The organism is Pseudomonas fluorescens (assembly GCF_001307155.1).
Taxonomy (GTDB): domain Bacteria; phylum Pseudomonadota; class Gammaproteobacteria; order Pseudomonadales; family Pseudomonadaceae; genus Aquipseudomonas; species Aquipseudomonas helvetica.
Genome location: NZ_CP012830.1, coordinates 4,344,377 through 4,364,609, shown reverse-complemented (window position 1 = coordinate 4,364,609; position 20,233 = coordinate 4,344,377). Strand labels below are relative to the sequence as shown.

The 20,233-nt window shown below is 59.9% G+C and carries 20 protein-coding genes and 2 pseudogenes; 11 read left to right on the top strand and 11 right to left on the bottom strand.

All coding sequences use genetic code 11. The annotated features are described in order from the left end of the window. The first annotated feature begins 212 nt into the window (after positions 1-212). Positions 213-776 (top strand): GNAT family N-acetyltransferase, encoded by a 564-nt coding sequence (locus AO353_RS19855; RefSeq protein WP_054596485.1) that lies wholly within the window; start codon positions 213-215, stop codon positions 774-776. A 53-nt stretch (positions 777-829) separates the two neighbouring features. Here the strand turns inward: AO353_RS19855 and AO353_RS19850 are convergent, their stop codons facing one another. The 3 genes from AO353_RS19850 to AO353_RS19840 all read right to left on the bottom strand — a co-directional run bounded on the left by AO353_RS19850 (position 830) and on the right by AO353_RS19840 (position 3,409). After that, positions 830-1,750 (bottom strand): universal stress protein, encoded by a 921-nt coding sequence (locus AO353_RS19850; RefSeq protein ID WP_054596484.1) that lies wholly within the window; start codon positions 1,748-1,750, stop codon positions 830-832. A 138-nt stretch (positions 1,751-1,888) separates the two neighbouring features. After that, the gene (locus tag AO353_RS19845; protein ID WP_054596483.1) at positions 1,889-3,127 is read right to left on the bottom strand and encodes an MgtC/SapB family protein; all 1,239 of its coding nucleotides are present in this window, start codon (positions 3,125-3,127) and stop codon (positions 1,889-1,891) included. 39 nt (positions 3,128-3,166) lie between these two features. Beyond that, entirely contained in the window at positions 3,167-3,409 is a 243-nt protein-coding gene (locus AO353_RS19840) for a hypothetical protein (protein ID WP_054596482.1), read from the bottom strand. 304 nt (positions 3,410-3,713) lie between these two features. Here AO353_RS19840 and AO353_RS19835 point away from each other — a divergent pair, with 304 nt between their 5' ends. Together AO353_RS19835 and AO353_RS19830 are read left to right on the top strand one after the other, a co-directional pair. Continuing rightward, a complete protein-coding gene (locus AO353_RS19835) occupies positions 3,714-4,640 on the top strand; it encodes a universal stress protein (protein ID WP_054596481.1) in 927 nt (308 codons plus the stop codon). A 224-nt stretch (positions 4,641-4,864) separates the two neighbouring features. Next, the gene (locus AO353_RS19830) at positions 4,865-5,512 is read left to right on the top strand and encodes a YceH family protein (RefSeq protein ID WP_054598279.1); all 648 of its coding nucleotides are present in this window, start codon (positions 4,865-4,867) and stop codon (positions 5,510-5,512) included. 28 nt (positions 5,513-5,540) lie between these two features. Here AO353_RS19830 and AO353_RS19825 read toward each other — a convergent pair whose 3' ends face one another. Further along, the gene (locus tag AO353_RS19825; RefSeq protein ID WP_054596480.1) at positions 5,541-6,359 is read right to left on the bottom strand and encodes a shikimate 5-dehydrogenase; all 819 of its coding nucleotides are present in this window, start codon (positions 6,357-6,359) and stop codon (positions 5,541-5,543) included. Positions 6,360-6,606: 247 nt separating this feature from the next. Between AO353_RS19825 and AO353_RS19820 the strand changes: the two genes are divergently transcribed. The 3 genes from AO353_RS19820 to AO353_RS19810 all read left to right on the top strand — a co-directional run bounded on the left by AO353_RS19820 (position 6,607) and on the right by AO353_RS19810 (position 7,668). Further along, positions 6,607-6,924 carry a hypothetical protein gene (locus AO353_RS19820; protein ID WP_019692815.1) on the top strand — a complete coding sequence of 106 codons (318 nt, stop codon included), beginning with the start codon at positions 6,607-6,609 and terminating at the stop codon, positions 6,922-6,924. A gap of 260 nt (positions 6,925-7,184) precedes the next feature. Further along, positions 7,185-7,379 carry a hypothetical protein gene (locus AO353_RS19815; RefSeq protein ID WP_054596479.1) on the top strand — a complete coding sequence of 65 codons (195 nt, stop codon included), beginning with the start codon at positions 7,185-7,187 and terminating at the stop codon, positions 7,377-7,379. Positions 7,380-7,485: 106 nt separating this feature from the next. After that, on the top strand, positions 7,486-7,668 hold the full coding sequence (locus tag AO353_RS19810) for a hypothetical protein (protein WP_019692817.1): 183 nt from the start codon (positions 7,486-7,488) through the stop codon (positions 7,666-7,668). Here AO353_RS19810 and AO353_RS19805 read toward each other — a convergent pair. Next, positions 7,665-8,726 (bottom strand): AI-2E family transporter, encoded by a 1,062-nt coding sequence (locus tag AO353_RS19805; protein WP_054596478.1) that lies wholly within the window; start codon positions 8,724-8,726, stop codon positions 7,665-7,667. The two genes, AO353_RS19810 and AO353_RS19805, sit on opposite strands and share 4 nt — an antisense overlap. Positions 8,727-8,888: 162 nt before the next feature. Between AO353_RS19805 and yegQ the strand changes: the two genes are divergently transcribed. Continuing rightward, positions 8,889-10,214 (top strand): tRNA 5-hydroxyuridine modification protein YegQ, encoded by a 1,326-nt coding sequence (gene yegQ / locus AO353_RS19800; protein ID WP_054596477.1) that lies wholly within the window; start codon positions 8,889-8,891, stop codon positions 10,212-10,214. Between the two features lie 110 nt (positions 10,215-10,324). Here the strand turns inward: yegQ and AO353_RS32235 are convergent, their stop codons facing one another. The 3 genes and pseudogenes from AO353_RS32235 to AO353_RS19790 form a co-directional block, all read right to left on the bottom strand. Continuing rightward, positions 10,325-11,080, bottom strand: coding sequence for a methyl-accepting chemotaxis protein (locus AO353_RS32235; protein ID WP_371917732.1), 756 nt, complete (start codon positions 11,078-11,080; stop codon positions 10,325-10,327). A 102-nt stretch (positions 11,081-11,182) separates the two neighbouring features. Continuing rightward, positions 11,183-12,007 (bottom strand): annotated as a pseudogene (locus AO353_RS32230) (cache domain-containing protein); the annotation flags it as partial. Positions 12,008-12,160: 153 nt separating this feature from the next. After that, entirely contained in the window at positions 12,161-13,477 is a 1,317-nt protein-coding gene (locus tag AO353_RS19790) for a Na+/H+ antiporter family protein (RefSeq protein WP_162491290.1), read from the bottom strand. Positions 13,478-13,869: 392 nt separating this feature from the next. On the opposite strand from AO353_RS19790, the pseudogene AO353_RS32225 reads away from it, so the two are divergent. Both AO353_RS32225 and AO353_RS32220 read left to right on the top strand, forming a co-directional pair. Continuing rightward, positions 13,870-15,159: pseudogene (locus AO353_RS32225) on the top strand (HAMP domain-containing protein); the annotation flags it as partial. Positions 15,160-15,261: 102 nt separating this feature from the next. Beyond that, positions 15,262-16,017 (top strand): methyl-accepting chemotaxis protein, encoded by a 756-nt coding sequence (locus tag AO353_RS32220; RefSeq protein ID WP_371917731.1) that lies wholly within the window; start codon positions 15,262-15,264, stop codon positions 16,015-16,017. 148 nt (positions 16,018-16,165) lie between these two features. On the opposite strand, the gene AO353_RS19780 is transcribed toward AO353_RS32220, so the two are convergent. Genes AO353_RS19780 through AO353_RS19770 form a run of 3 tightly spaced genes read right to left on the bottom strand, consistent with a single transcriptional unit; the run spans position 16,166 to position 18,458 of the window. Then, complete coding sequence (locus tag AO353_RS19780) at positions 16,166-17,479, bottom strand: sensor histidine kinase (RefSeq protein WP_054596473.1); 1,314 nt, start codon at positions 17,477-17,479, stop codon at positions 16,166-16,168. Next, complete coding sequence (locus tag AO353_RS19775; protein WP_054596472.1) at positions 17,476-18,144, bottom strand: response regulator transcription factor; 669 nt, start codon at positions 18,142-18,144, stop codon at positions 17,476-17,478. Before AO353_RS19775 ends, AO353_RS19780 begins: the two co-directional genes overlap by 4 nt. Next, entirely contained in the window at positions 18,144-18,458 is a 315-nt protein-coding gene (locus tag AO353_RS19770; RefSeq protein WP_054596471.1) for a PepSY domain-containing protein, read from the bottom strand. Before AO353_RS19770 ends, AO353_RS19775 begins: the two co-directional genes overlap by 1 nt. A gap of 153 nt (positions 18,459-18,611) precedes the next feature. On the opposite strand from AO353_RS19770, the gene AO353_RS19765 reads away from it, so the two are divergent. Next, entirely contained in the window at positions 18,612-19,691 is a 1,080-nt protein-coding gene (locus AO353_RS19765) for a patatin-like phospholipase family protein (RefSeq protein ID WP_054596470.1), read from the top strand. A gap of 94 nt (positions 19,692-19,785) precedes the next feature. After that, positions 19,786-20,142, top strand: coding sequence for a 6-carboxytetrahydropterin synthase QueD (gene queD / locus AO353_RS19760; RefSeq protein ID WP_019692825.1), 357 nt, complete (start codon positions 19,786-19,788; stop codon positions 20,140-20,142). The last annotated feature ends 91 nt before the right edge of the window (positions 20,143-20,233 follow it).

Genomic DNA, 20,233 nt, shown 5'->3' with positions numbered 1-20,233 from the left:
CTCGGCGCCGGTCGATCCCGCCGGCATGTTCCTAGACTGCGCTCATTGCCCCCAACGTGGTTGATTTACATCAAATCCGGGCCTTTGAGGACGCCTGTGCCGAGTGTCTGATCCAGATCAGATTCGAGTGCCGCCGTTGGCGTAAAAAGGTATGAACCGCGTGACCTTCTGCTACACGCGGACCTTTTTTCCATCAGAGGGAGGATTGCACCATGCTCACTGTCAAGGACCACAACGAACGGGCTGCCGCCGCCTATGCCGCGGTCTCCGGGCAATACTGGATCGAAGCACTCAGGGACGGTCGGCATGTACTGATCCGGCCATTGACGGATAAAGACCGCGAGCGCGAATACGCATTCATCAAACGCCTGTCCCCGGAATCCCGTCATATGCGCTTTCTGGCGCAAATCAACGAACCCGGCAAGGCCATGCTCGACCAGTTGATGGACATCGACGGCAAGAAGCGCATGGCTTACATCGCGCTGGTCCACGAAGACGGTAAATTGATCGAAATCGGCGTCAGTCGTTATGCCGCCACTGCCGAACATGAATGCGAATGCGCGATCACCGTCGCCGATGAATGGCAGCACCTGGGGCTGGGTACGCTGTTGATGGAGCATTTGATCAAAGCAGCCCGCAAGAACGGCTTTCATCAGATGTATTCCATTGATGCCTCAAGCAATGCCCCCATGCGCGATTTGGCAAAAGCCCTGGGATTTGAAGTCCATAACGATCCAGACGATGCCCGCCAGGTCATTCATCGCCTCATGCTGTAAGAAAAATTCCCCTTGGAGCACCAGACACTGGCGCGCCAAGGGGTAATTCAACACTACTGCAGCCGCTCGCCCGGCTTGATCGCCAGCACACTGCACGGCGCCCGATGCAAGAGATGTTCGGCGGTGCTGCCCAAGAGTTTGTTCAAACCCTTATGGTGTACCGTTCCCATGACGATGACATCGATCTGATGATCAGTCGCAAACTCGCAGATACTCTGCAGGGGCGCGCCTTCAATGAAGTGGCGATGATCGGCCGGCACGCCGTGGCGCTCGGCCAGGGCCGCAAATGCCTCATGTTGCGCCTCGCCCAATGCTTCGTAGATGCCGGTGGCGAGGGGCAATGCACCAACGCCCATGTCCGTGGCGTACACCGCTGCCCAGTCATACACATGGACCAAATCAAGCTCGGCGTTGCACTGTTCGGCCAGCTTCACTGCCGCGTCGACAATCTGATCGTTGAACACCAGGTCCTGGTCTTCACTGCGCAACACATCGATAATTGCCAGAATCTTGTGCGGCCGTGCGTAGCTGGCGTTGGTGACCAGATGCACCGGCACCGGGCAATCGCGCAGCAACTGCCAGTCCAGCGGAGTAAAGAAGATCCGCTTCAACGCGGACTCCTCCTGGGCGTCCTTGATGATCAGGGCCAGAGGCATCTCGTTGACGAAGTGAAGGATCTCTTCATAGGGGTGCTGGACCCAGACCACCTCACTGGTGACCTCGACCCCGTGCTTCTTCGCCAAACCGGCTTGCTGCTCAAGCCATTGTCGATGGTTTTCCAGGTAGCCATCACGGGCTTGCCGGATTTGCTCGGGGGCGAACAGACCGGCCACCGCCAAGGCTTCGCTGTAATCGAACGCCACGATATGCAACGGTAGTTGCGCCGCCAGAGCCAGCGCCGTAGCGCGCTCGAACGCCGGAGTACGGGTCATCGCGGGCGGGGCAATCAGCAATAAACGTTGAGTCTGAGACATAAGGCACCTCGGCGCTCGGCCATTTCAATGCTATCGGTAAGGCTACAGATTGAACGTTCCGGGTGCAGGCGACTTGATCTTTATCAGCTCTATGCACTGTTTGCAGGAGCTCGATTGATACGAGCCGCATCGAACGCTTCAGTGCAGCAAGGTGCCCGCCCACATCGCCGCCGTCATCAATACCTGACCCGGGATGACATAAGTGGCGAACGGCCGACCGCCGCTAACCCATGCCACCACACATTTGCTCAGCGAGTTGCTGCTCACCGCCATCAGCACGGGGCCGGCAATGGCGTCGAAAGGCAACTGACCGGCCTTGGCCAGAGAAGCAATGGATGCCGTTGAAGAGTGAGCATCGGCAAAACCGCCGAGGGCCGTCGTCAGCATCACACCCACCTGGCCAAAATGACTCAGCATTGCAGAAGACAGGAAGGTAATGCCGGTCATGGCCAGTACCACGATCAAGGCCAGTCTGAGATTGAACGCACCACCGACCTTGATCGGCTCGTTGCCGTCCCCCGTCGATCTTGGAAACATCAAGCAAACACCATACAACCCCGTGACGAAGAGTCCGGATAGCAACGGCCCCCACATGCTGCGCAACAGGCCGGGATCGACTGTTCCCAGGATCAGGCCCACCTGAATCACAGTCGCCAGATTGGACAGCATCGCAGCGCTGCTCAGGACTTTGATGTGCGCCGGCTCCTTGGCACTGATATGCCCCATGGCCGCAATGGTCACCGTACCGGAAACGAACCCCGAAGCGATCGCACTGATCGGATAACCGTAGCGGGTGCCCAGGGTGCGAACCGCGATATGCCCCACCGCCCCTATCGTCATCAACAGTACGGTCAAGGTACAAATGGTGCGCAAATTGATTGCAGCATAGGGCCCGATAAAGCGATCCGGCGCCAGGGGCAGCACCACCAATGCGGCGACCAGCAGCACCAGACCGTCGCGAATTTCCGCGTCGGTCAACTGATTGTGCGCAAAGTGATGCAACCGCTGACGATAAGTCAGCAACCCCGCCATCACCACGCCAATCGCAATGGCCAACTCCGGCGCGGTGCCACACAACGCCCCCAGTACCAACACCGTGAGCAAAGCCACTTCACTGGTAATGCCAGGATCCTTTTCAAGGTTTCGCCAATAAGCCACGGTGAGCAGCAGCGCCACACAGATCGCGATGATCCCCACCAGCAGACCGCCACCAACCTGGGGGGAGATATAGCCCAATAGCGCGGTGATCGCGAATGTCCGCAACCCGGCACAGGCGCGGCTGTCGCCCCCGCCCTTGTGGCGCTCGCGCTCAAGACCGACCAGCATGCCGATGCCCAGCGCAGCGGCTGCATTGGTCAGGCCGAAGGTTTCACTCATTGGGTACGCACCCGGTCATCCCCCTCCTGACCTCGGCGCTTATCTCGCGAGATCCGCCAGCACCCGTTGCTCGACCGCCGGGTCGGATCGAGAACCGGCGGGCTGTCGGGGCAATGGCTTGGTGACGGTGTTTGCCGGCCAGGCATGCGGCGCATTGATACGCGCCTTGAGCTGCCTGACGAACGCCTCAGCTTCATCCCGACTGTCGAAACCCACCTCCCACACATCCATCTGTACGAGCCAACGGTGTCTTGCCAGTTGTTCCGTTATTTCAATAATCATAGCCGGCCTCGGATCAAGCCTCGCAATCGGGTCTGTGGGCGATGCATCCTGGCGTGAAGCGCGCACCAGTTTCAGACTGCGCCGGGTTCGCGGACGAGAGATTGATCATGGTCAATAATCAGCAGATTGGAGGCGCAGCAAACGACCGTATGTCGGACGACAAGACTGGCCTCTCGCCGGTTTGACACAGATCAAGCTCGGGCACTTGGCCAGCGACACGATCAGGCCATGGTTTCAGGAGCTGACAACTCATCGTGCCAACCGTACAGCCGCCGACTTTGTGTCTACCCAGGAGAGATTTGTCATGTCTGATCAATCACGTTTCATGCTGATCGTCTCGCCGCTGATGGAGCACAGCCCGGCCTTCGACAGGGCCGCCGCACTGGCCAAGGCCGAGGGCGCGGCGTTGCACATCGTGGCTTTCGACTACCTGGAAGGCTTGGCGACTGCCAGCCTGGTCAACGACCAGGCCCGCGAAGAGATGCGCCTGGGTTATATCGAACGTCACCGCCTGTGGCTGGAGGAGCAGGCCAGGCCTCTGCGCAAGATTGGCCTGGAAGTCACCACCGAGGTGACCTGGGTCGAACGCCCGCTGCAGGAAATTCTGATCCACCTCAAAGAACAGCCGATCGAGTTGCTGATCAAAGCACTGCAACACGAATCGCTGCTCTCGCGGCTGATGTTCACACCGCTCGACGTGCATTTGCTGCGCGAATGTCCAGTACCGCTGCATTTCGTCAGTAACGCCATCCATGCGTTGCCTCGCAAGGTTGTTGCAGCGGTCGACCCCTTCCATCGCGATAAACAGTACCAAGGCTTGAACGACCGGATACTCCACGAAGCGGTCAAACTGGCGAGCGCCTGCAATGCCGAGGTCGACGTCGTCTATGCCTATGACCTTTCCTCCATCAGTGCCGACGAATTCGACTTCAACAACGTTTCGACCTTCTTCTCTTCAGGCAAAGCCAAGACCCTGTTCGACGCTCAGGGGGATGCATTCAACGAACTTGCCGAGCGCAACGGCATCCCGCCGCAACAGCGTCACATGATCATGGGCAACCCCGGCAAGGTCCTGGTCAACTATGCCGAGGTCAATCAGGTCGATGTGATTGTCATGGGCCGGATCAGCCATCGAGGGCTGGACCGGCTGGTCGGCAGCACGGCAGAAAGCCTGTTGTACAAAATGCCCTGCAGTGTCTGGATCGTATCGCCCGAAAAACTTGCTGAGTGAGGTATACGGCACGCTCTACGATAGCGAGCCGAGGGCGAGAATAACCGTGCCGCCATCAGAAGATTGAGCAACAGTGCGCTAAGATTGCCGCACTCGCCTCCTCCGACGAGGTTCTGCGTCAAACAGAACGACGGAAAGGAGAGCGATCTGACCCACAAACAAGGGTCTGTTGCTAAATTAGGGAGTCAACAATGGAAGATACGGTTAGCAAGGGCCCGGAAAGCATGAGCGCAGAGCCAGAGACGTCCACCGATGCACTGCAACTGAGCAGCACGGAGCTGCGCATTCTCGGCTCGTTGATCGAAAAACAGGCGACCAGCCCGGAGACCTATCCGCTGACCCTTAATGCACTGGTCATCGCCTGTAACCAGAAAACCAGCCGGGAACCGGTGATGAACCTCAGCCAGGGCCAGGTCGGGCAAAGCTTGCGCGCCCTGGAAGGTCGAGGCTTTACCAAACTGGTCATGGGCAGCCGCGCCGATCGCTGGGAGCATCGGCTCGACAAGGCGCTGGAGCTGGTCCCGGCCCAGGTTATTCTGAGCGGCTTGCTGTTTCTGCGCGGTCCGCAGACGGTCAACGAACTGCTGACACGCAGCGGCCGCATGCACGACTTCGAAGATGCCGAACAGGTTGTGCATCAGCTGGAGCGCTTGATTGCCCGCGGGCTCGCGATGTTGCTGCCGCGCCAGTCGGGCCAGCGCGAAGACCGCTACATGCACGCACTGGGCGACCCGGCAGATATCGAAGCGATCCTCGCCGCCCGCCAGAACCCGGCGGAGCGTGGCGCCAGCGGCGGCGTGTCGGTGGAGCGCATCGAAGAACTCGAAGCGCGGATTGCGGCGCTCGAAGAGCGTCTGGCGCGCCTCGAGTAACCTGGCCACCCTGGCCCGCAGCGCCTGATCAGCTGCGGGCGAACGCCACGGCCTTGTGGAACTGCTCATCGCTGGGACGCACGCCGGTGTACAGCACAAACTGCTCAAGCGCTTGAATGGCGATGACTTCAAGCCCGGTGATGACCCGTTTCCCTGCGGCTCGAGCATGCACGATCAGTGGTGTTTCCGAGGGGATCGCCACCACATCAAAGACAGTTTCTGCGTAATCGATGGCATCAGCGTCAAAAGCCAGCTGATCGGCCTCCGCGCCACCGCTCATGCCAATCGGCGTGACATTGACCAACATCCGCGGACGCTCACTGCCCAGTTCTGCTTGCCAGCGATATCCCAGCGAGTCGGCCAAGGCGCGACCCGCGCTTTCGTTACGCGCCACGATCAGGCCGTTTTGATAGCCACCGTCGCGCAAGGCACTGGCCACCGCCTTGGCCATCCCGCCGCTGCCGCGCAAGGCGAACGTCGAGTCCTGCGGCACCGCATGGGTTTTCAACAGTTGCTCGATAGCGATGTAATCGGTGTTGTACGCCTTGAGGCGACCGTTGGTGTTAACGATGGTATTGATCGAGGCAATGGCTTGCGCCGACGCGTCCAGCTCATCAACCAGTGCGATGCAGGCTTCCTTGAAGGGCATCGATACGCCGCAGCCGCGAATACCCAGGGCACGAATCCCGCCAATCGCCCCCGGCAGATCCTGACTGCTGAACGCCTTGTAATAGAAATTCAGGCCCAGTTGCTCATACAGATGGTTGTGGAAACGCAGGCCGAAATTCCCGGGGCGCCCAGACAGTGACATGCACAGTTGGGTGTCTTTATTCGGGTTCATCAGCATGTGGATCTCCTTCAAATTGCACTTTCAGATGGACGGGATTGGCCATGGCATCGGGTTTATCCGATCATAACGAGGCCTCTGGCCCGGCGGGTAGGTAAAGGTAAAGAAGCCGGTACAGACCTTACACAATATTTACTCTGACGCGTCGCAGATTCGCCAAAAAACGCTGTCTTAGAGTTATCCCCGCAACTATCCTTGGATCTATTGAAGGCTCAAGCGCGTTGGGGCGAAAACACGAGGAATTATCATGATCCGCAAACTCCCTGTAATAGCCTTGCTGATCGGTGCATTTGCTGTCGCAGGACAGGCACAAGCCCATGGCTACTATTATGGTCATGGCCGTGGCGGCGGCTGGGGCTGGGGTGCACCGCTCGCCGTCGGCGCGGTGGTAGGCGCGGTGGTCGCGGGATCAGTCATGTCCAACGAGCGTCCGGTTTACGTACAACAACAACCGGTCTACGTTCAACCGCAGCCAGTCTACGTTCAACCGCAGCCGGTGTATGTCCAGCCAGCACCGGTTTACGTCCCGCCACAACCGGGGTACTACATTCAGCCTCGCTACTAAGGCTCCGGCTGGTCATCACTGCAGATTACACAACACAGGCCCCGCCTCGAAACGGGGCCTGTTTTCGTTTTAGCCGTCGAACCATGTCTGAATAAATCTCGCCAAGGTCGCTACCGGGACAGTGACTGCGGTTAAATTTGGCATGATTGATCCGACGAATGCCCTGGCTTGCGCGCAACAACCGTCATATTTATGTCATGACAGTTCCGCAAGCTTTGAATTGTCCGTAATAAACGGTTCATAAAAACAAGGACGCCCTTATGCCCACGCAAAACCCGCACCGCATTGTAGGACTCTGTACCTCAAGCAAGGTCTATAACGCACTGACCGAGCTCAAACACCTGGAAGGCCATCGCAGCGCCAAGTTTCTCTCGCTGCTCGCCGAAAACCTGGTGCGTAAAGGCCTGCTCAATGATCATGAAGTGATGAACATGCTCGACCAGGTCGTCGACTGACAGCGGCCATTCGCCACGTTGTTGTCAATGTCCACTATCGAGCGCGTTGATTTTCCGTTGAACTGTCGGGTCAGTAAGGTAGCTCCATAGATTGATGGAGGTACTTATGCCCAAGGTTCAGATCATGTCCGTTATCGGCAGCGCCGTTCCCGCACCGCTCAGAGAGCTGGGATTGCTCGCCTGTTGGTATCTGGTTCAGGACGGCGTCGCGATCAGCGGCCCGCTCACTTCACTGCCCGCCGCTCAGGCCCTGTCACAACGTATCGGCACCTACGCGCTGGGCGCTTAAGGCAACTGCACGCGTGGCCTGGTTTCGATGTACAAGTCCCAACTCGACATGAACAGCGCGGCAATCAACGGCCCAATGACAAAACCATTGAGACCGAAGATCGCCAGACCGCCCAAGGTCGAAACCAGGACCAGGTAATCCGGCATCCTGGTGTCCTTGCCCACCAGGGTCGGACGCAGAATGTTGTCTACCAGACCGATCACGAACACCCCGAACAGCCCCAGCACCACGCCCTGCCAGATCGCGCCGCTGAGCAGGAACCAGGCTGTCACCGGCGCCCAGACAATCCCCGCCCCCACTGCGGGTAGCAGCGATAGAAACGCCATAACCACCGCCCAGAGCAATGCACTGGGAATATCCAGAAACCAGAAAATCAACCCACCCAGCGCGCCTTGCGTAATCGCCATCAGCAGGTTGCCTTTGACCGTGGCTCGCACCACGCGGTTGAACTTGAGCTGCAAGCAGCGCTTTTGGTGTTCCGCCAATGGCACGGCAGCACGAACCTTGCGCGACAGTTCGGCACCGTCACGCAGAAAGAAGAACAACAGGTAGAGCATGATGAAAAAGCTCACCAAGAACTCGAACGTGCCCTGGCCGAAGCTGAACGCCTGACTGGCGAAAAACTCGCTGCCCTGCATCGCGCTCTTGACGATCTTCTCGCGCAAAGTGCTCAGATCACCCATGCCAAAGCGGTCCAGCAGGTGCTGAAAATACGGCGGCAGGCTGTGTTTGAACTGCGCCAGATAGCCGGCGATGTCCAACTGGCCACTCTCGATATTCTTGTAGAGGGTCGCCCCCTCTTGTACCAACAGGACGCTGGTAATGATCACCGGCAAAATGGCAATGACCAGGCAGATGCCCAGGGTGGAGAGCGCCGTCAGGTTGCGGTGCCAGCCAAACTTCACTTGCAGCCGGCGCTGCAAGGGCGCGAAGACAATCCCGAGAATCACCGCCCAGAACACCGCGCCGTAGAACGGCAGCAGAATCCAGATGAAAGCGGCGGTCACCAATACCAGCAGCACCAGCAGCGATCTGTCTCGCACAACGGTTTGGTTCATGTCCGCTCCCCGCCAGTAACCCGCAGACACTGACTGCCTGTTCTACGTTAGTCAGCCACCACGCGCCCGAGTGCCCTGCTTTTTTCACCCGACATAGATCCAGATCAATAAACGCTTCACACGACTGCTCTACCCTCGCGAGCTTTTGTGATCGAGCCCCTCATGCCCCTCGCCACGCCTGAACTGCTTGCCCCTGCCGGCACCCTGAAAAACATGCGTTACGCCTTCGCCTACGGCGCCGATGCGGTCTACGCCGGCCAGCCGCGCTACAGCTTGCGTGTGCGCAATAACGAGTTCGATCATGCCAACCTGGCCCTCGGTATCCGCGAGGCCCAGGCCCAGGGCAAGCGTTTCTATGTGGTGGTGAACATCGCCCCGCACAATGCCAAGCTGAAAACCTTCCTCAAGGATCTTGAGCCGGTCATCGCCATGGCTCCGGACGCGTTGATCATGTCCGACCCGGGGTTGATCATGCTGGTGCGCCGGCATTTCCCGCAGATGCCGATTCACCTCTCGGTGCAAGCCAACACAGTGAACTGGGCCAGCGTCGAGTTCTGGCAGCAGCAAGGTCTGAGCCGGATCATCCTGTCGCGGGAGCTGTCGCTGGAAGAAATCGCCGAGATTCGCCAGCAAGTCCCCGCCATGGAGCTGGAAGTGTTCGTTCATGGCGCGCTATGCATGGCCTATTCCGGGCGCTGCCTGCTGTCGGGTTACATGAACAAGCGTGATGCCAATCAGGGCACCTGCACCAACGCCTGTCGCTGGAAATACTCCGCACAGCCGGCCACGGAAAACGTCGTGGGCGAGATCGTTCAGGCGTTCATCCCGGAGCCAACGCTGGGCATCGGCACGCCTACTGATCAAGTGTTTTTGCTCCAGGAAGCCAACCGCCCCGATGAACTGATGCCGGCCTTCGAGGACGAGCACGGCACCTACATCATGAACGCCAAGGACCTGCGCGCGGTGCAACATGTCGCTCGCTTGACGCAGATGGGCGTCCACTCGTTGAAGATCGAGGGCCGGACCAAATCGCACTTCTACTGCGCCCGGACCACTCAGGTCTACCGCCGCGCCATCGACGATGCCGTGGCCGGCCGCGAGTTCGATCGCAGCCTGATGACCGACCTTGAATCCCTGGCCCAGCGTGGCTACACCGAAGGTTTCCTGCGCCGCCATGTGCATGACGAATATCAGAACTACCAGAACGGCAGCTCGGTGTCGGAGCGTCAGCAGTTCGTCGGTGAGCTGACCGGTGAGCGCCGTGATCGGCTGGCCGAGGTCAAGGTGAAGAACCGCTTTGGTTTGGGCGATCACATGGAATTGATGACGCCCAAAGGCAATTTCCACTTCGACTTGCATCAATTGCAAAGCGCCAAAGGCGAAGCAATTGAAGTGGCACCGGGGGACGGGCACACCGTGTATCTGCCGATTCCGGATGCGGTGGATCTGAAGTTCGGGTTGTTGATGCGCGATGTCCGTGGGGATTAACCCGCAATTGAGGGTGCCTGAGCGGGCCTCATCGCGGGCAAGCCTTGCTCCTACAGATATCACACAACCGTAGGAGCAAAGCTTGCTCGCGATAGCGGTCTGTCAGGCGCTTAGATCCTGAACTGCCCGACCAATTTACCCAACCGCTGGCCCAAATCCGCCAGGCTGCGGGAGGTTTGTGCGCCGAGCTGGGTTTCGTCGGCGACGCTGTCCACGGCGACGGCGATCTGATGCACGCTGCGGTTGATCTCTTCGGCCACCGCGGTTTGCTCTTCGGCGGCGCTGGCGATCTGCGCGTTCATCGAATTGATGGTGCCGATCAACTGGGCCATGGTGTCCAGCGAAGCGCCCGCCTGATTGGCCTGCGCCGAGGTGCCGTCACCAGCTTCGCTGGAGCGGCGCATGGCATCGACCGCCGACTGGGTGCCGGCCTGCAAGCGGTCGATCATGCCCTGAATTTCCTGAGTGCTTTGCTGCGTGCGACTGGCCAGCGCGCGCACCTCATCGGCGACCACCGCAAAACCTCGCCCGGCCTCACCGGCGCGAGCGGCTTCGATGGCAGCGTTCAGCGCCAGCAGGTTGGTCTGGTCGGCAATCGAACGGATCACCCCCAGCACGCTGACAATCGACGACACGTCCTGCTGCAAACTGTCGAGAGAAACCCCGCTGCTGCGAATATCTTTCACCAGCGCATGGATCTGCGAAATACTCCCGGCCACCACGCGTTTGGCCGCCTGACCTTCTTCGTCGGTTTGCTGGGCCGCCACCGCAGCGCCCTGGGCGCTTTTCGCCACTTCCTGCGCTGCCGCCGACATTTCGTTGATCGCCGTGGCCACCTGATCCGTCTCGTGACGTTGGCGCTCCATGGCCTGATCCGAACGCTGGGCCTGATCGGAGACCTGATTGACCAGCCCGGTCAGCTGCGACGTCATCTCGGTAATCTGCCGCACCAGGCTGTGAATCTTGTCGACAAAACGGTTGAACGAACCGGCCAGCTCGCCCAGTTCATCTTGAGAGGTAATCGCCAGACGCCGCGTCAAATCGCCCTCGCCTGCCGCGATGTCGTCCAGATTGGCCTTCATCAGGTGCAACGGACGCAAAATGGTATTGGCCACAAACAGACCGACCGCCGCGATCACCAGCAGCACCACCGCTGCGACGCCGACGATGCTCAGCAGCACGCCTTCCATGCGCTCGCGAACCTCGGTCTGGACCACGGCGACCTGGGCTTCGACACCATCGAGATTCACCGAGGTACCAATAGCCATGTCCCACTTGGACAGGTATTCGGTGTAACCCAGCTTGGGCACCAGTACTTTGCTGTCGCCAGGCAACGGCGAGCTGTATTGCAGGTAGTGCGTACCGTCCTTGGCGACTTTCACCAGGTCGCGGTTGACGTACACGCCGTTCGGATCGCGATTGTCCTTGAAGCTCTGGCCGACGCCTTCCGGGCTGTTGGCCTTGAACAGGCGCACGGTATTGGAGTCGTAGCCGAAGAAGTAACCGTCCTTGCCGTAGCTGATGCTCGAGAGCAATTTGACCACTTGCGCGCGAGCCGCCTCATCGCCAGGCGCTGCGGCGTCATACAGCGGCTTGATCGCCGTCATCGCCACCGCAACGTAACTTTGCAGGGTGGCCTTGGCATCGTTCATCAAACGCTGACGGGTTTCTTCAACTTCTTTGCGGGCCTGCTCTTGCAAAATGAAGGCAGTGGTCAGACTGATCACCAACGCAAAGAGCAACACCGGAAGGACGGAGAGGGACAAGACTTTGGCTTTAAGGCTCAGGCGCATGTGTTGTTCACTCTGGATATTATTGGCGTGGTTAAAGCATTAACGGCACGTCAACGCAAAACTGTAGGAGCAAAGCTTGCTCGCGATGGTGTCCGTGAGATCGCTATCGCTAGCAAGCTATGCTCCTACAGGGGCAGAGGGCTTGACGGGGGATCAGAGGATCATCGCTGCTACCCAGCCAAACGCCAGCAGCGGCAGGTTGTAGTGCAGGAACGTCGGGACCACGGTGTCCCAGATATGGTGATGCTGACCGTCGATATTCAGACCAGAGGTCGGGCCCAGGGTCGAATCGGACGCTGGCGAACCGGCATCGCCCAAGGCACCGGCAGTCCCGACGATGCAGACGATCGCCAACGGGCTGAAACCCAGTTGCACGCACAACGGCACGAAGATCGCCGCGAGAATCGGCACCGTGGAAAACGATGAACCGATGCCCATGGTCACCAGCAGCCCGACCAGCAACATCAGTAATGCACCGACACCTTTGCTGTGACCGATCCACGACGCCGAGGCCTCGACCAGGGTTTTCACGTCGCCGGTGGCCTTCATGACCTCGGCGAAACCCGAGGCGGCGATCATGATGAAACCGATCATCGCCATCATCTTCATGCCTTCGGTGAACAGGTCATCAGTCTCGCGCCAGCGTACGACGCCTGATACCGAGAAGATCAGAAACCCGGCCAGCGCACCGATAATCATCGAGTCCAGCAGCAACTGAATGATGAACGCAGCGGCAATCGCCAGCCCCGCGACCATCAAGGTCAACGGGTTGTACTGCACCGCGACCTGCTCGACCCGCTCGATTTTCTCCAGGTCATACACGCGCTTCTTACGGTAGCTGACGAACGCCATCAACAACCCGAACACCATGCCCAACGCAGGAATCCCCATGGCATGAGTGACGTTGACACCACTGATGTCCACCCCGCTTCTACTGACGTTGGCCAGCAGGATTTCATTCAGGAAGATGTTGCCAAAGCCCACCGGCAAGAACATGTACGGCGTGATCAGGCCGAAGGTCATGACGCAGGCAATCAGTCGGCGATCCATTTGCAGCTTGGTCAATACATAAAGCAGTGGCGGCACCAGCAGCGGAATGAAAGCGATGTGGATCGGCAGGACATTCTGTGAAGCGATGGCCACGACCCAGAGCAACGCGATCAGCAGCCATTTGACCTGCCCGCCACCCGCGGCGTCCTGCCGGTCGACCAGCAGCAAAGCTTTGTCCGCCAAGGCGTGGGCCAGGCCGGATTTGGCAATCGCCACCGCGAAAGCGCCGAGCAACGCGTAGGACAAGGCCACGGTCGCACCGCCACCCAGGCCACTGTTGAAGGCCTTGAGCGTGGCATCGATGCCCAGGCCGCCGGTCAAACCGCCCACCAACGCGCCGACGATCAGCGCGATCACCACATGCACGCGGGACAGGCTGAGCACCAGCATGATGCCGACCGCGGCAATTACTGCATTAATCATCGTTACCTCAAAACAGGGCGACGGGTAAATCCGGCGCAAACAGGATGAGTCCGTCCAGCCAGCTGCATGAGCCGACGGCGGATTAAAGAGAGGGTTTTATTAGAGGGCACGCACTGTGCAACAGCAGGCCTGGCTTGTCAAAACCAACACCGATCCCTGTAGCAGCTGGCGCAGCCTGCGTTCGAGTGCGCAGCAGTCGTGAATCCAGGCGATGCGGTGTTTCAGGAATACCATGCAGGCAGGGTTTACGACTGCTGCGCACTCGAACGCAGCCTTCGGCAGCTGCTACGGATTTATGTCGTTTTTTATTGGCTTCCATGGATAAAGAAAGTCGAATCGACGCCGTTACAGTGCAAAGTCTCAAATAAATATCGAATAAGGACATCTCCATGCAGCTCCGACAACTTTCCATTCAATGGAAAATCACCCTGCTCGCCGGGCTGTGCCTGGCCGGCATTGTCACCTTGCTGGTCGGTCTTTCGCTGTATCGCATGGAGCACAGTTCGCAGCTGGTCAAAGCCTCGAGCATGGAGATGCTCACCGAAGCGGCTCAAGCACGCATTGAGGCGCAGGGTGAAGTTCAGGCGCTGGGGATTCGCCAGCAGTTCATGGACGCCTACCAATATGGCCACGGTTTCGCGCGCCAGGTGCTGTTTTTGCGTGAGCAGGCCGAGAAGCGCTTCCTCGACGCCTTCGACCTGCGCGAAGACCTGACCCGTCAGGTCAAGTCGGCGCTGCAAGCCAACCCGCAACTGCTCGGCCTGTCGCTGGTGTTTGAAGCCAACGCACTGGACGGCAAGGACGAACTGTTCAGCGGCCAGAAAGAAATCGGCAGCAACGACAAGGGCCGCTTCGCCCTGTATTGGTCGCAACCGACCGCCGGCAAGCTGAACTCGATGGCGCTGCCGGAAAGCGACATGGCCGATACCAGCACCGGCCCCAGCGGCGAACCCGCCAACGCCTGGTTCACCTGCCCGCGGACCACCCTCAAGCCGTGCGTGATCGAACCCTATTTCTATGAGATCGACGGCCAGAACGTGCTGATGACCAGCATCGTCTTCCCGCTGCTGGTCGACGGTAAGGTCATTGCATCGCTGTCGGTCGATATCAACCTCAACAGCCTGCAAGCGGTCAGCCAACAAGCCAGTAAAAAGCTCTATGACGGCCAGACCAGTGTCAGCATCCTCAGCCCGGTGGGCCTGCTCGCCGGTTACAGCCCGGACGCCAGCAAACTCAGCCAGCGCCTGGACAGCGTGGACAAGGACAACGGTGCCGAGCTGATCCGCAGGCTCGCCGCCAGCACTCAGACCCAGAGCTTGTACAACAACCAGTTGCTCAAAGTACTGTCGCCGTTCCAACCGATTCCCGGTGGCAAATCGTGGGGCGTGTTGCTCGACGTGCCAGAGAAAGTCCTGGTCGGCCCCGCCGAAACCCTGAAGCAGCAACTCGACGAACGCAACACCGCCGGCACCCTGATCGAGCTGAGCCTTGGCGTACTGGCAGCCGTCATCGGTCTGTTGCTGGTGTGGCTGATGGCACGCAGTGTGACCCGGCCGATTCTTGGCGTGGCGCGCATGCTGGAAGACATCGCCAGCGGCGAAGGCGATTTGACCCGCCGTCTGGCCTACGACAAGCAAGACGAACTCGGGCAACTGGCCGGCTGGTTCAACCGTTTCCTCGACAAGCTGCAACCGATCATCGCGCAAGTGAAACGCTCGGTGCAGGACGCGCGCAGCACGGCGGATCAATCGTCGGCCATTGCCACCCAGACCAGCGCCGGCATGGAGCAGCAATACCGTCAGGTCGATCAGGTAGCCACCGCGTCCCATGAAATGAGCGCCACCGCCCAGGACGTCGCCCGCAGCGCCGCCCAAGCAGCTCAAGCGGCACGCGATGCCGATCAGGCGACTCGTCAGGGCCTGACCGTGATCGACCGCACCACCGCCAGCATCGACAGCCTGGCGGCAGACATGAGCACGGCAATGACCCAGGTCGAAGGCCTGGCCGCCAACAGCGAGAAAATCGGCTCGGTGCTGGAAGTGATCCGCGCCATCGCCGAACAGACCAACTTGCTGGCGCTGAACGCTGCCATCGAAGCGGCCCGCGCCGGTGATGCCGGGCGTGGTTTTGCGGTGGTCGCCGATGAGGTACGCAACCTGGCACGGCGTACGCAAGAGTCGGTGGAAGAAACCCGTCAGGTGATCGAGCAACTGCAGAGCGGTACGCAAGACGTGGTCGGCTCGATGAACAACAGCCATCGCCAGGCCCAGGGCAGCGTCGAGCACGTCAGCCAGGCGGTCACCGCCCTGCGGCAGATCGGCGACGCGGTGACAGTGATCACCGACATGAACCTGCAAATCGCCAGCGCCGCCGAAGAGCAGAGCGCCGTGGCCGAGGAGATCAACAGCAACGTGGCGACCATTCGTGACGTGACGGAATCGCTGTCGGGGCAAGCCAATGAATCGGCACGGGTCAGCCAGTCACTCAATAGCCTGGCGAATCAGCAGCAGGGCTTGATGGATCAGTTCAGGGTTTGATCCACAACCTTGTGGCGAGGGAGCTTGCTCCCGCTGGGCTGCGAAGCGGCCCCAAAACCAGTCACTGCGGTGCTTCAGCTAAACCGCATTGACCGGATTTACGACTGTTGCACAGTCGAGCGGGAGCAAGCTCCCTCGCCACAAGGTTTCAGCGCCTGGGCAACTCGACCACAACCTTCAACCCACCCCACTCGCTTTCCTGCAAGACCAACTCCCCACCCCACGCCTCGACGATATCGCGCGCGATCCCCAGCCCCAGGCCATGCCCGTCAGTCTGCTCATCCAGCCGCGTGCCACGACTGAACACCTGATCACGCTGCGCTTCGGGAATGCCCGGCCCATCGTCTTCTACCGCCAGCACAAACCCTTCAGCCGTCTCGACGATGCTCAAGCGCACCTCGGCATCCGCCCATTTGCAGGCGTTATCCAGCAGATTGCCGAGCAGTTCCAGCAGATCCTCACGATCCCAAGGCAAGTGCAAACCGGACGGTGCCGTGTAGTCGAGGTTCAAGTGGTCGCCGTGGATCATGTTCAGGGTCGCCAGCAATCCCGGCAGTTCGGCAGCGCAATCGAACTGCGCACCCGGCAAGGCATCGCCGGCCAGGCGCGCGCGGTTCAATTCACGATTGAGTCGCTGCTGAACCTGTGCAAGTTGCTCGCGAAGGATCTTGCGCAGTTCGGGATGGGCGTCGAGTTTTTCGCCCGACGCCAGGCTCAACAGCACCGCCAGTGGCGTCTTCAGCGCATGACCGAGGTTGCCCAGGGCATTGCGCGAGCGCTTGAGGCTGTCTTCGGTGTGCGCGAGCAAATGGTTGATCTGCGCCACCAAAGGCACCAATTCCAGCGGCACTTGATCGTCCAGTTGCGAACGTTGCCCTTGTTGCAGCTGAGCGATCTGCTCGCGGGCGTTTTCCAGCGGTCGCAAGGCGCGCCGCACGGTGACCCGCTGTAACACCAGAATCAGCAGCAACCCTGTAAGGCCCAACCCGAGCCCAACCTGGCGCATACGCTGGAAGCTCTCGCGCACCGGGGTGTAGTCCTGCGCCACGCTGATGGAGATTGACTGCCCCAACCGCCGATAGTCCGCGCGCAGGACCAGCAATTGCTGGCCTTCCGGACCCAGTTGCAGGTTGCTGTGCAGTCCGGGATGGTCGAGCAGCGGTAATTCCTGATCCCACAGCGAACGTGAACGCCAGTGATTGTCGGCAAAGTCGATATGGAAATAATGCCCGGAGAACGGTCGCTGGTAAGCCGGTGACAGGCGCCGTTCGTCCAGTTGCAAACCCAGCGGCCCCCGCACCAAGGCCATCAGCAGGCTTTCACTGTCATTGCGCAACCCGGCTTCCAGATAACGCTGCAAGCCCACTTCGAACAACCACAGACTGGTTTGCGCCAGCACCAGACCAACCACCACCATGACGCTGATCAGTCCCAGGCTCAAACGCCGTTGAATCGACCTCACCGGGTTTGCCCACCGAACAGGTAACCCTGACCGCGCCGGGTGTCGATCACGCTGCGGCCGAGTTTGCGGCGCAGGTGATTGACGTGAACTTCCAGCACGTTCGAGTCGCGTTCGGTTTCACCGTCGTAGAGGTGTTCAGCCAGGTGGCTTTTGGAAAGGATCTGCTCCGGGTGCAACATGAAATAGCGCAACAGGCGGAACTCGGCAGCGGTCAGCTGAATGTCGGCGCCGTCGCGAATCACGCACTGACGGCCCTCGTCCAACTGCAACCCGGCGGCCTTGAGCGTCGGCTGATTGGCCTGGCCGTGGGAGCGGCGCAGCAGCGCTTGAATCCGCAGGTGCAGTTCTTCCGGGTGAAACGGTTTGCTCAGGTAGTCGTCGGCGCCAGCCTTGAGCCCTTGAATGCGTTCGGCCCAGGAGTCGCGCGCGGTCAGCACCAGCACTGGCGCGGCCAGGCCCGCGGCCCGCCATTGGCCGAGCACCTCAAGCCCCGGCAACCCTGGCAGGCCCAGATCGAGAATGATCAGGTCGTAAGGTTCAGAGCGGCCCTGATACAGCGCATCGCGGCCATCGGCCAACCAGTCGACGGCGTAACCCTGGCGATCGAGCCCGGCCATCAATTCGTCGGCCAGCGGTACGTGGTCTTCCACCAGCAGCAGGCGCATCAGTCATCGTCCTTGTCTTTGATCAAGCGCCCAGTGGCGGCTTCCAGGTCCAGCTCGCGCACCACGCCGTCGGCGGTCAGCAACTCGACTTCGTAAATGTAGACGTCATGCTTTTGTTCAAGCCCGGCTTCGAGCAATTTAGCGCCGGGGTGGCGGTCCATGGCCTGCTGCAACAGCTGTTCAAGCGGTAGAATCACGCCTTTCTGACGCAGGCGAAGCGCTTCGTCCTGATCCAGGTCACGGGCCACCACCACCGAGCAAAATGCCAGGAGCGTCAGTGTCGCCAGGCCATAGGCGCGCAGATTAACCTTCATTACATATCCTGAGCATGGAGTGCCTGCGTATTCTTCATAAATTACCCGGGGCGTCACCCTAGCTGCATCAACTTAACTGAAACTGAATTGCCATCATTGATGCATTTACACTTCATTCCTGTGTAAACACATCCGGAAAAAATCGAGACCGGTATGACCGCCATCCACATCAAATTCCCTGCCCTGACCCTCAAGGCCGGCCCACGAGCCTTTACGCGGATTCGCGAAAACGGCTTGAGCGCCCTGGAGGTCGGCACGCTGCCGGGTGCTGCCGGTGGCCCGAAGGCCTTGGGGATTCAAGGTCTGGACCTGGCGCTGTTCGGCCAGTGGCTACCGGCCGCACCGCGTGAGCGCTCGCTGATCGGCGCTTCGGTCGGTTCCTGGCGCTTCGCCAGCGCCTGTTTGCCGGACGCTACCGAAGGCATCAGGCGTCTCGGTGAGCTGTACAACGCGCAGAGTTTTGCCAAGGGCGTGAGCATGGCGCAGATCAGCCAGAGCTCGCGGCGCATGTTGCATGACTTGCTCGACGGGCACGATGCGCGGCTGCTGGACAACCCGCTCTATCGGCTGAACATCATGGTTGTGAAAAGCCACGGCCTGCTCGCCGACGACCATCGCGGACGGCTCGGGCTGGGCTTGTCCTCGGTGATCGCCGACAACCTGCGCGGGCGCTCACGGTTGTCGCGACACTTCGAACGGCTGATCGTGCATGACCCACGCCTGGCGCCGCCGCTCAACACGCTGAATGACTTCCCGTCGCGTTTCGTCCCGCTGAACGCCGGCAACTTGCGTCAGGCCTTGCTCGCGTCGGGTTCGATCCCGATGGTCATGGAAGGCGTACGTGACTTGCCCGGTGCGGGCGCGGGGACTTATCGCGATGGCGGCTTGCTGGATTACCACCTCGACTTGCCATACAGCGGCGACGACATCGTGCTCTACCCGCACTTCACCGATCGGGTGATTCCCGGCTGGTTCGACAAAACCCTGCCATGGCGACGCGGCAATTCCGGGCGCTTGCAAGATGTGCTGCTGGTGGCGCCGTCGAAGGCCTACCTGTCGCGCCTGCCCTACGGCAAATTACCCGACCGGAACGACTTCAAGCGCTTCATGGGTGACCCGGCCAGCCGCCAGAAATACTGGAAAACCGCCATGGACGAGAGCCAGCGGCTCGGCGACGAGTTCCTCGAACTGGCTGCCAGCGGGCGTTTGGGCGAGCAGCTGTTGACCCTTTAGTCAGTGTTTTCCCGCAACCCCGAACCCAAGCTGTTAAACTCGCGATCTGCCCCATCGCCGCGGGCGATAGCCACCTGACAGAGCTCAAACCACTGTGGAAATCTTCAAAGAGTTTACCTTCGAATCCGCCCACCGCCTGCCTCACGTCCCGGAAGGCCACAAGTGCGGCCGCCTGCACGGTCACTCGTTCAAAGTGGCGATTCACCTGAGCGGCGACCTCGATCCGCACACTGGCTGGATCCGCGATTTCTCGGAAATCAAGGCGATCTTCAAGCCGCTCTACGAGCGCCTGGACCACAACTACCTGAACGATATTCCCGGTCTGGAAAACCCGACCAGCGAAGTCCTCGCCAAGTGGATCTGGAACGAGCTGAAGCCGTTGCTGCCTGAACTCAGCGCCATTCGCATCCACGAAACCTGCACCAGCGGTTGCATCTACCACGGCGAATAAGCCTGGGGATCAAAAAAACCACCGAGACCGGTGGTTTTTTTATGCCTATGATTCAGGCATTCACTGACGCTATCGATCGAGAAAAGGACCC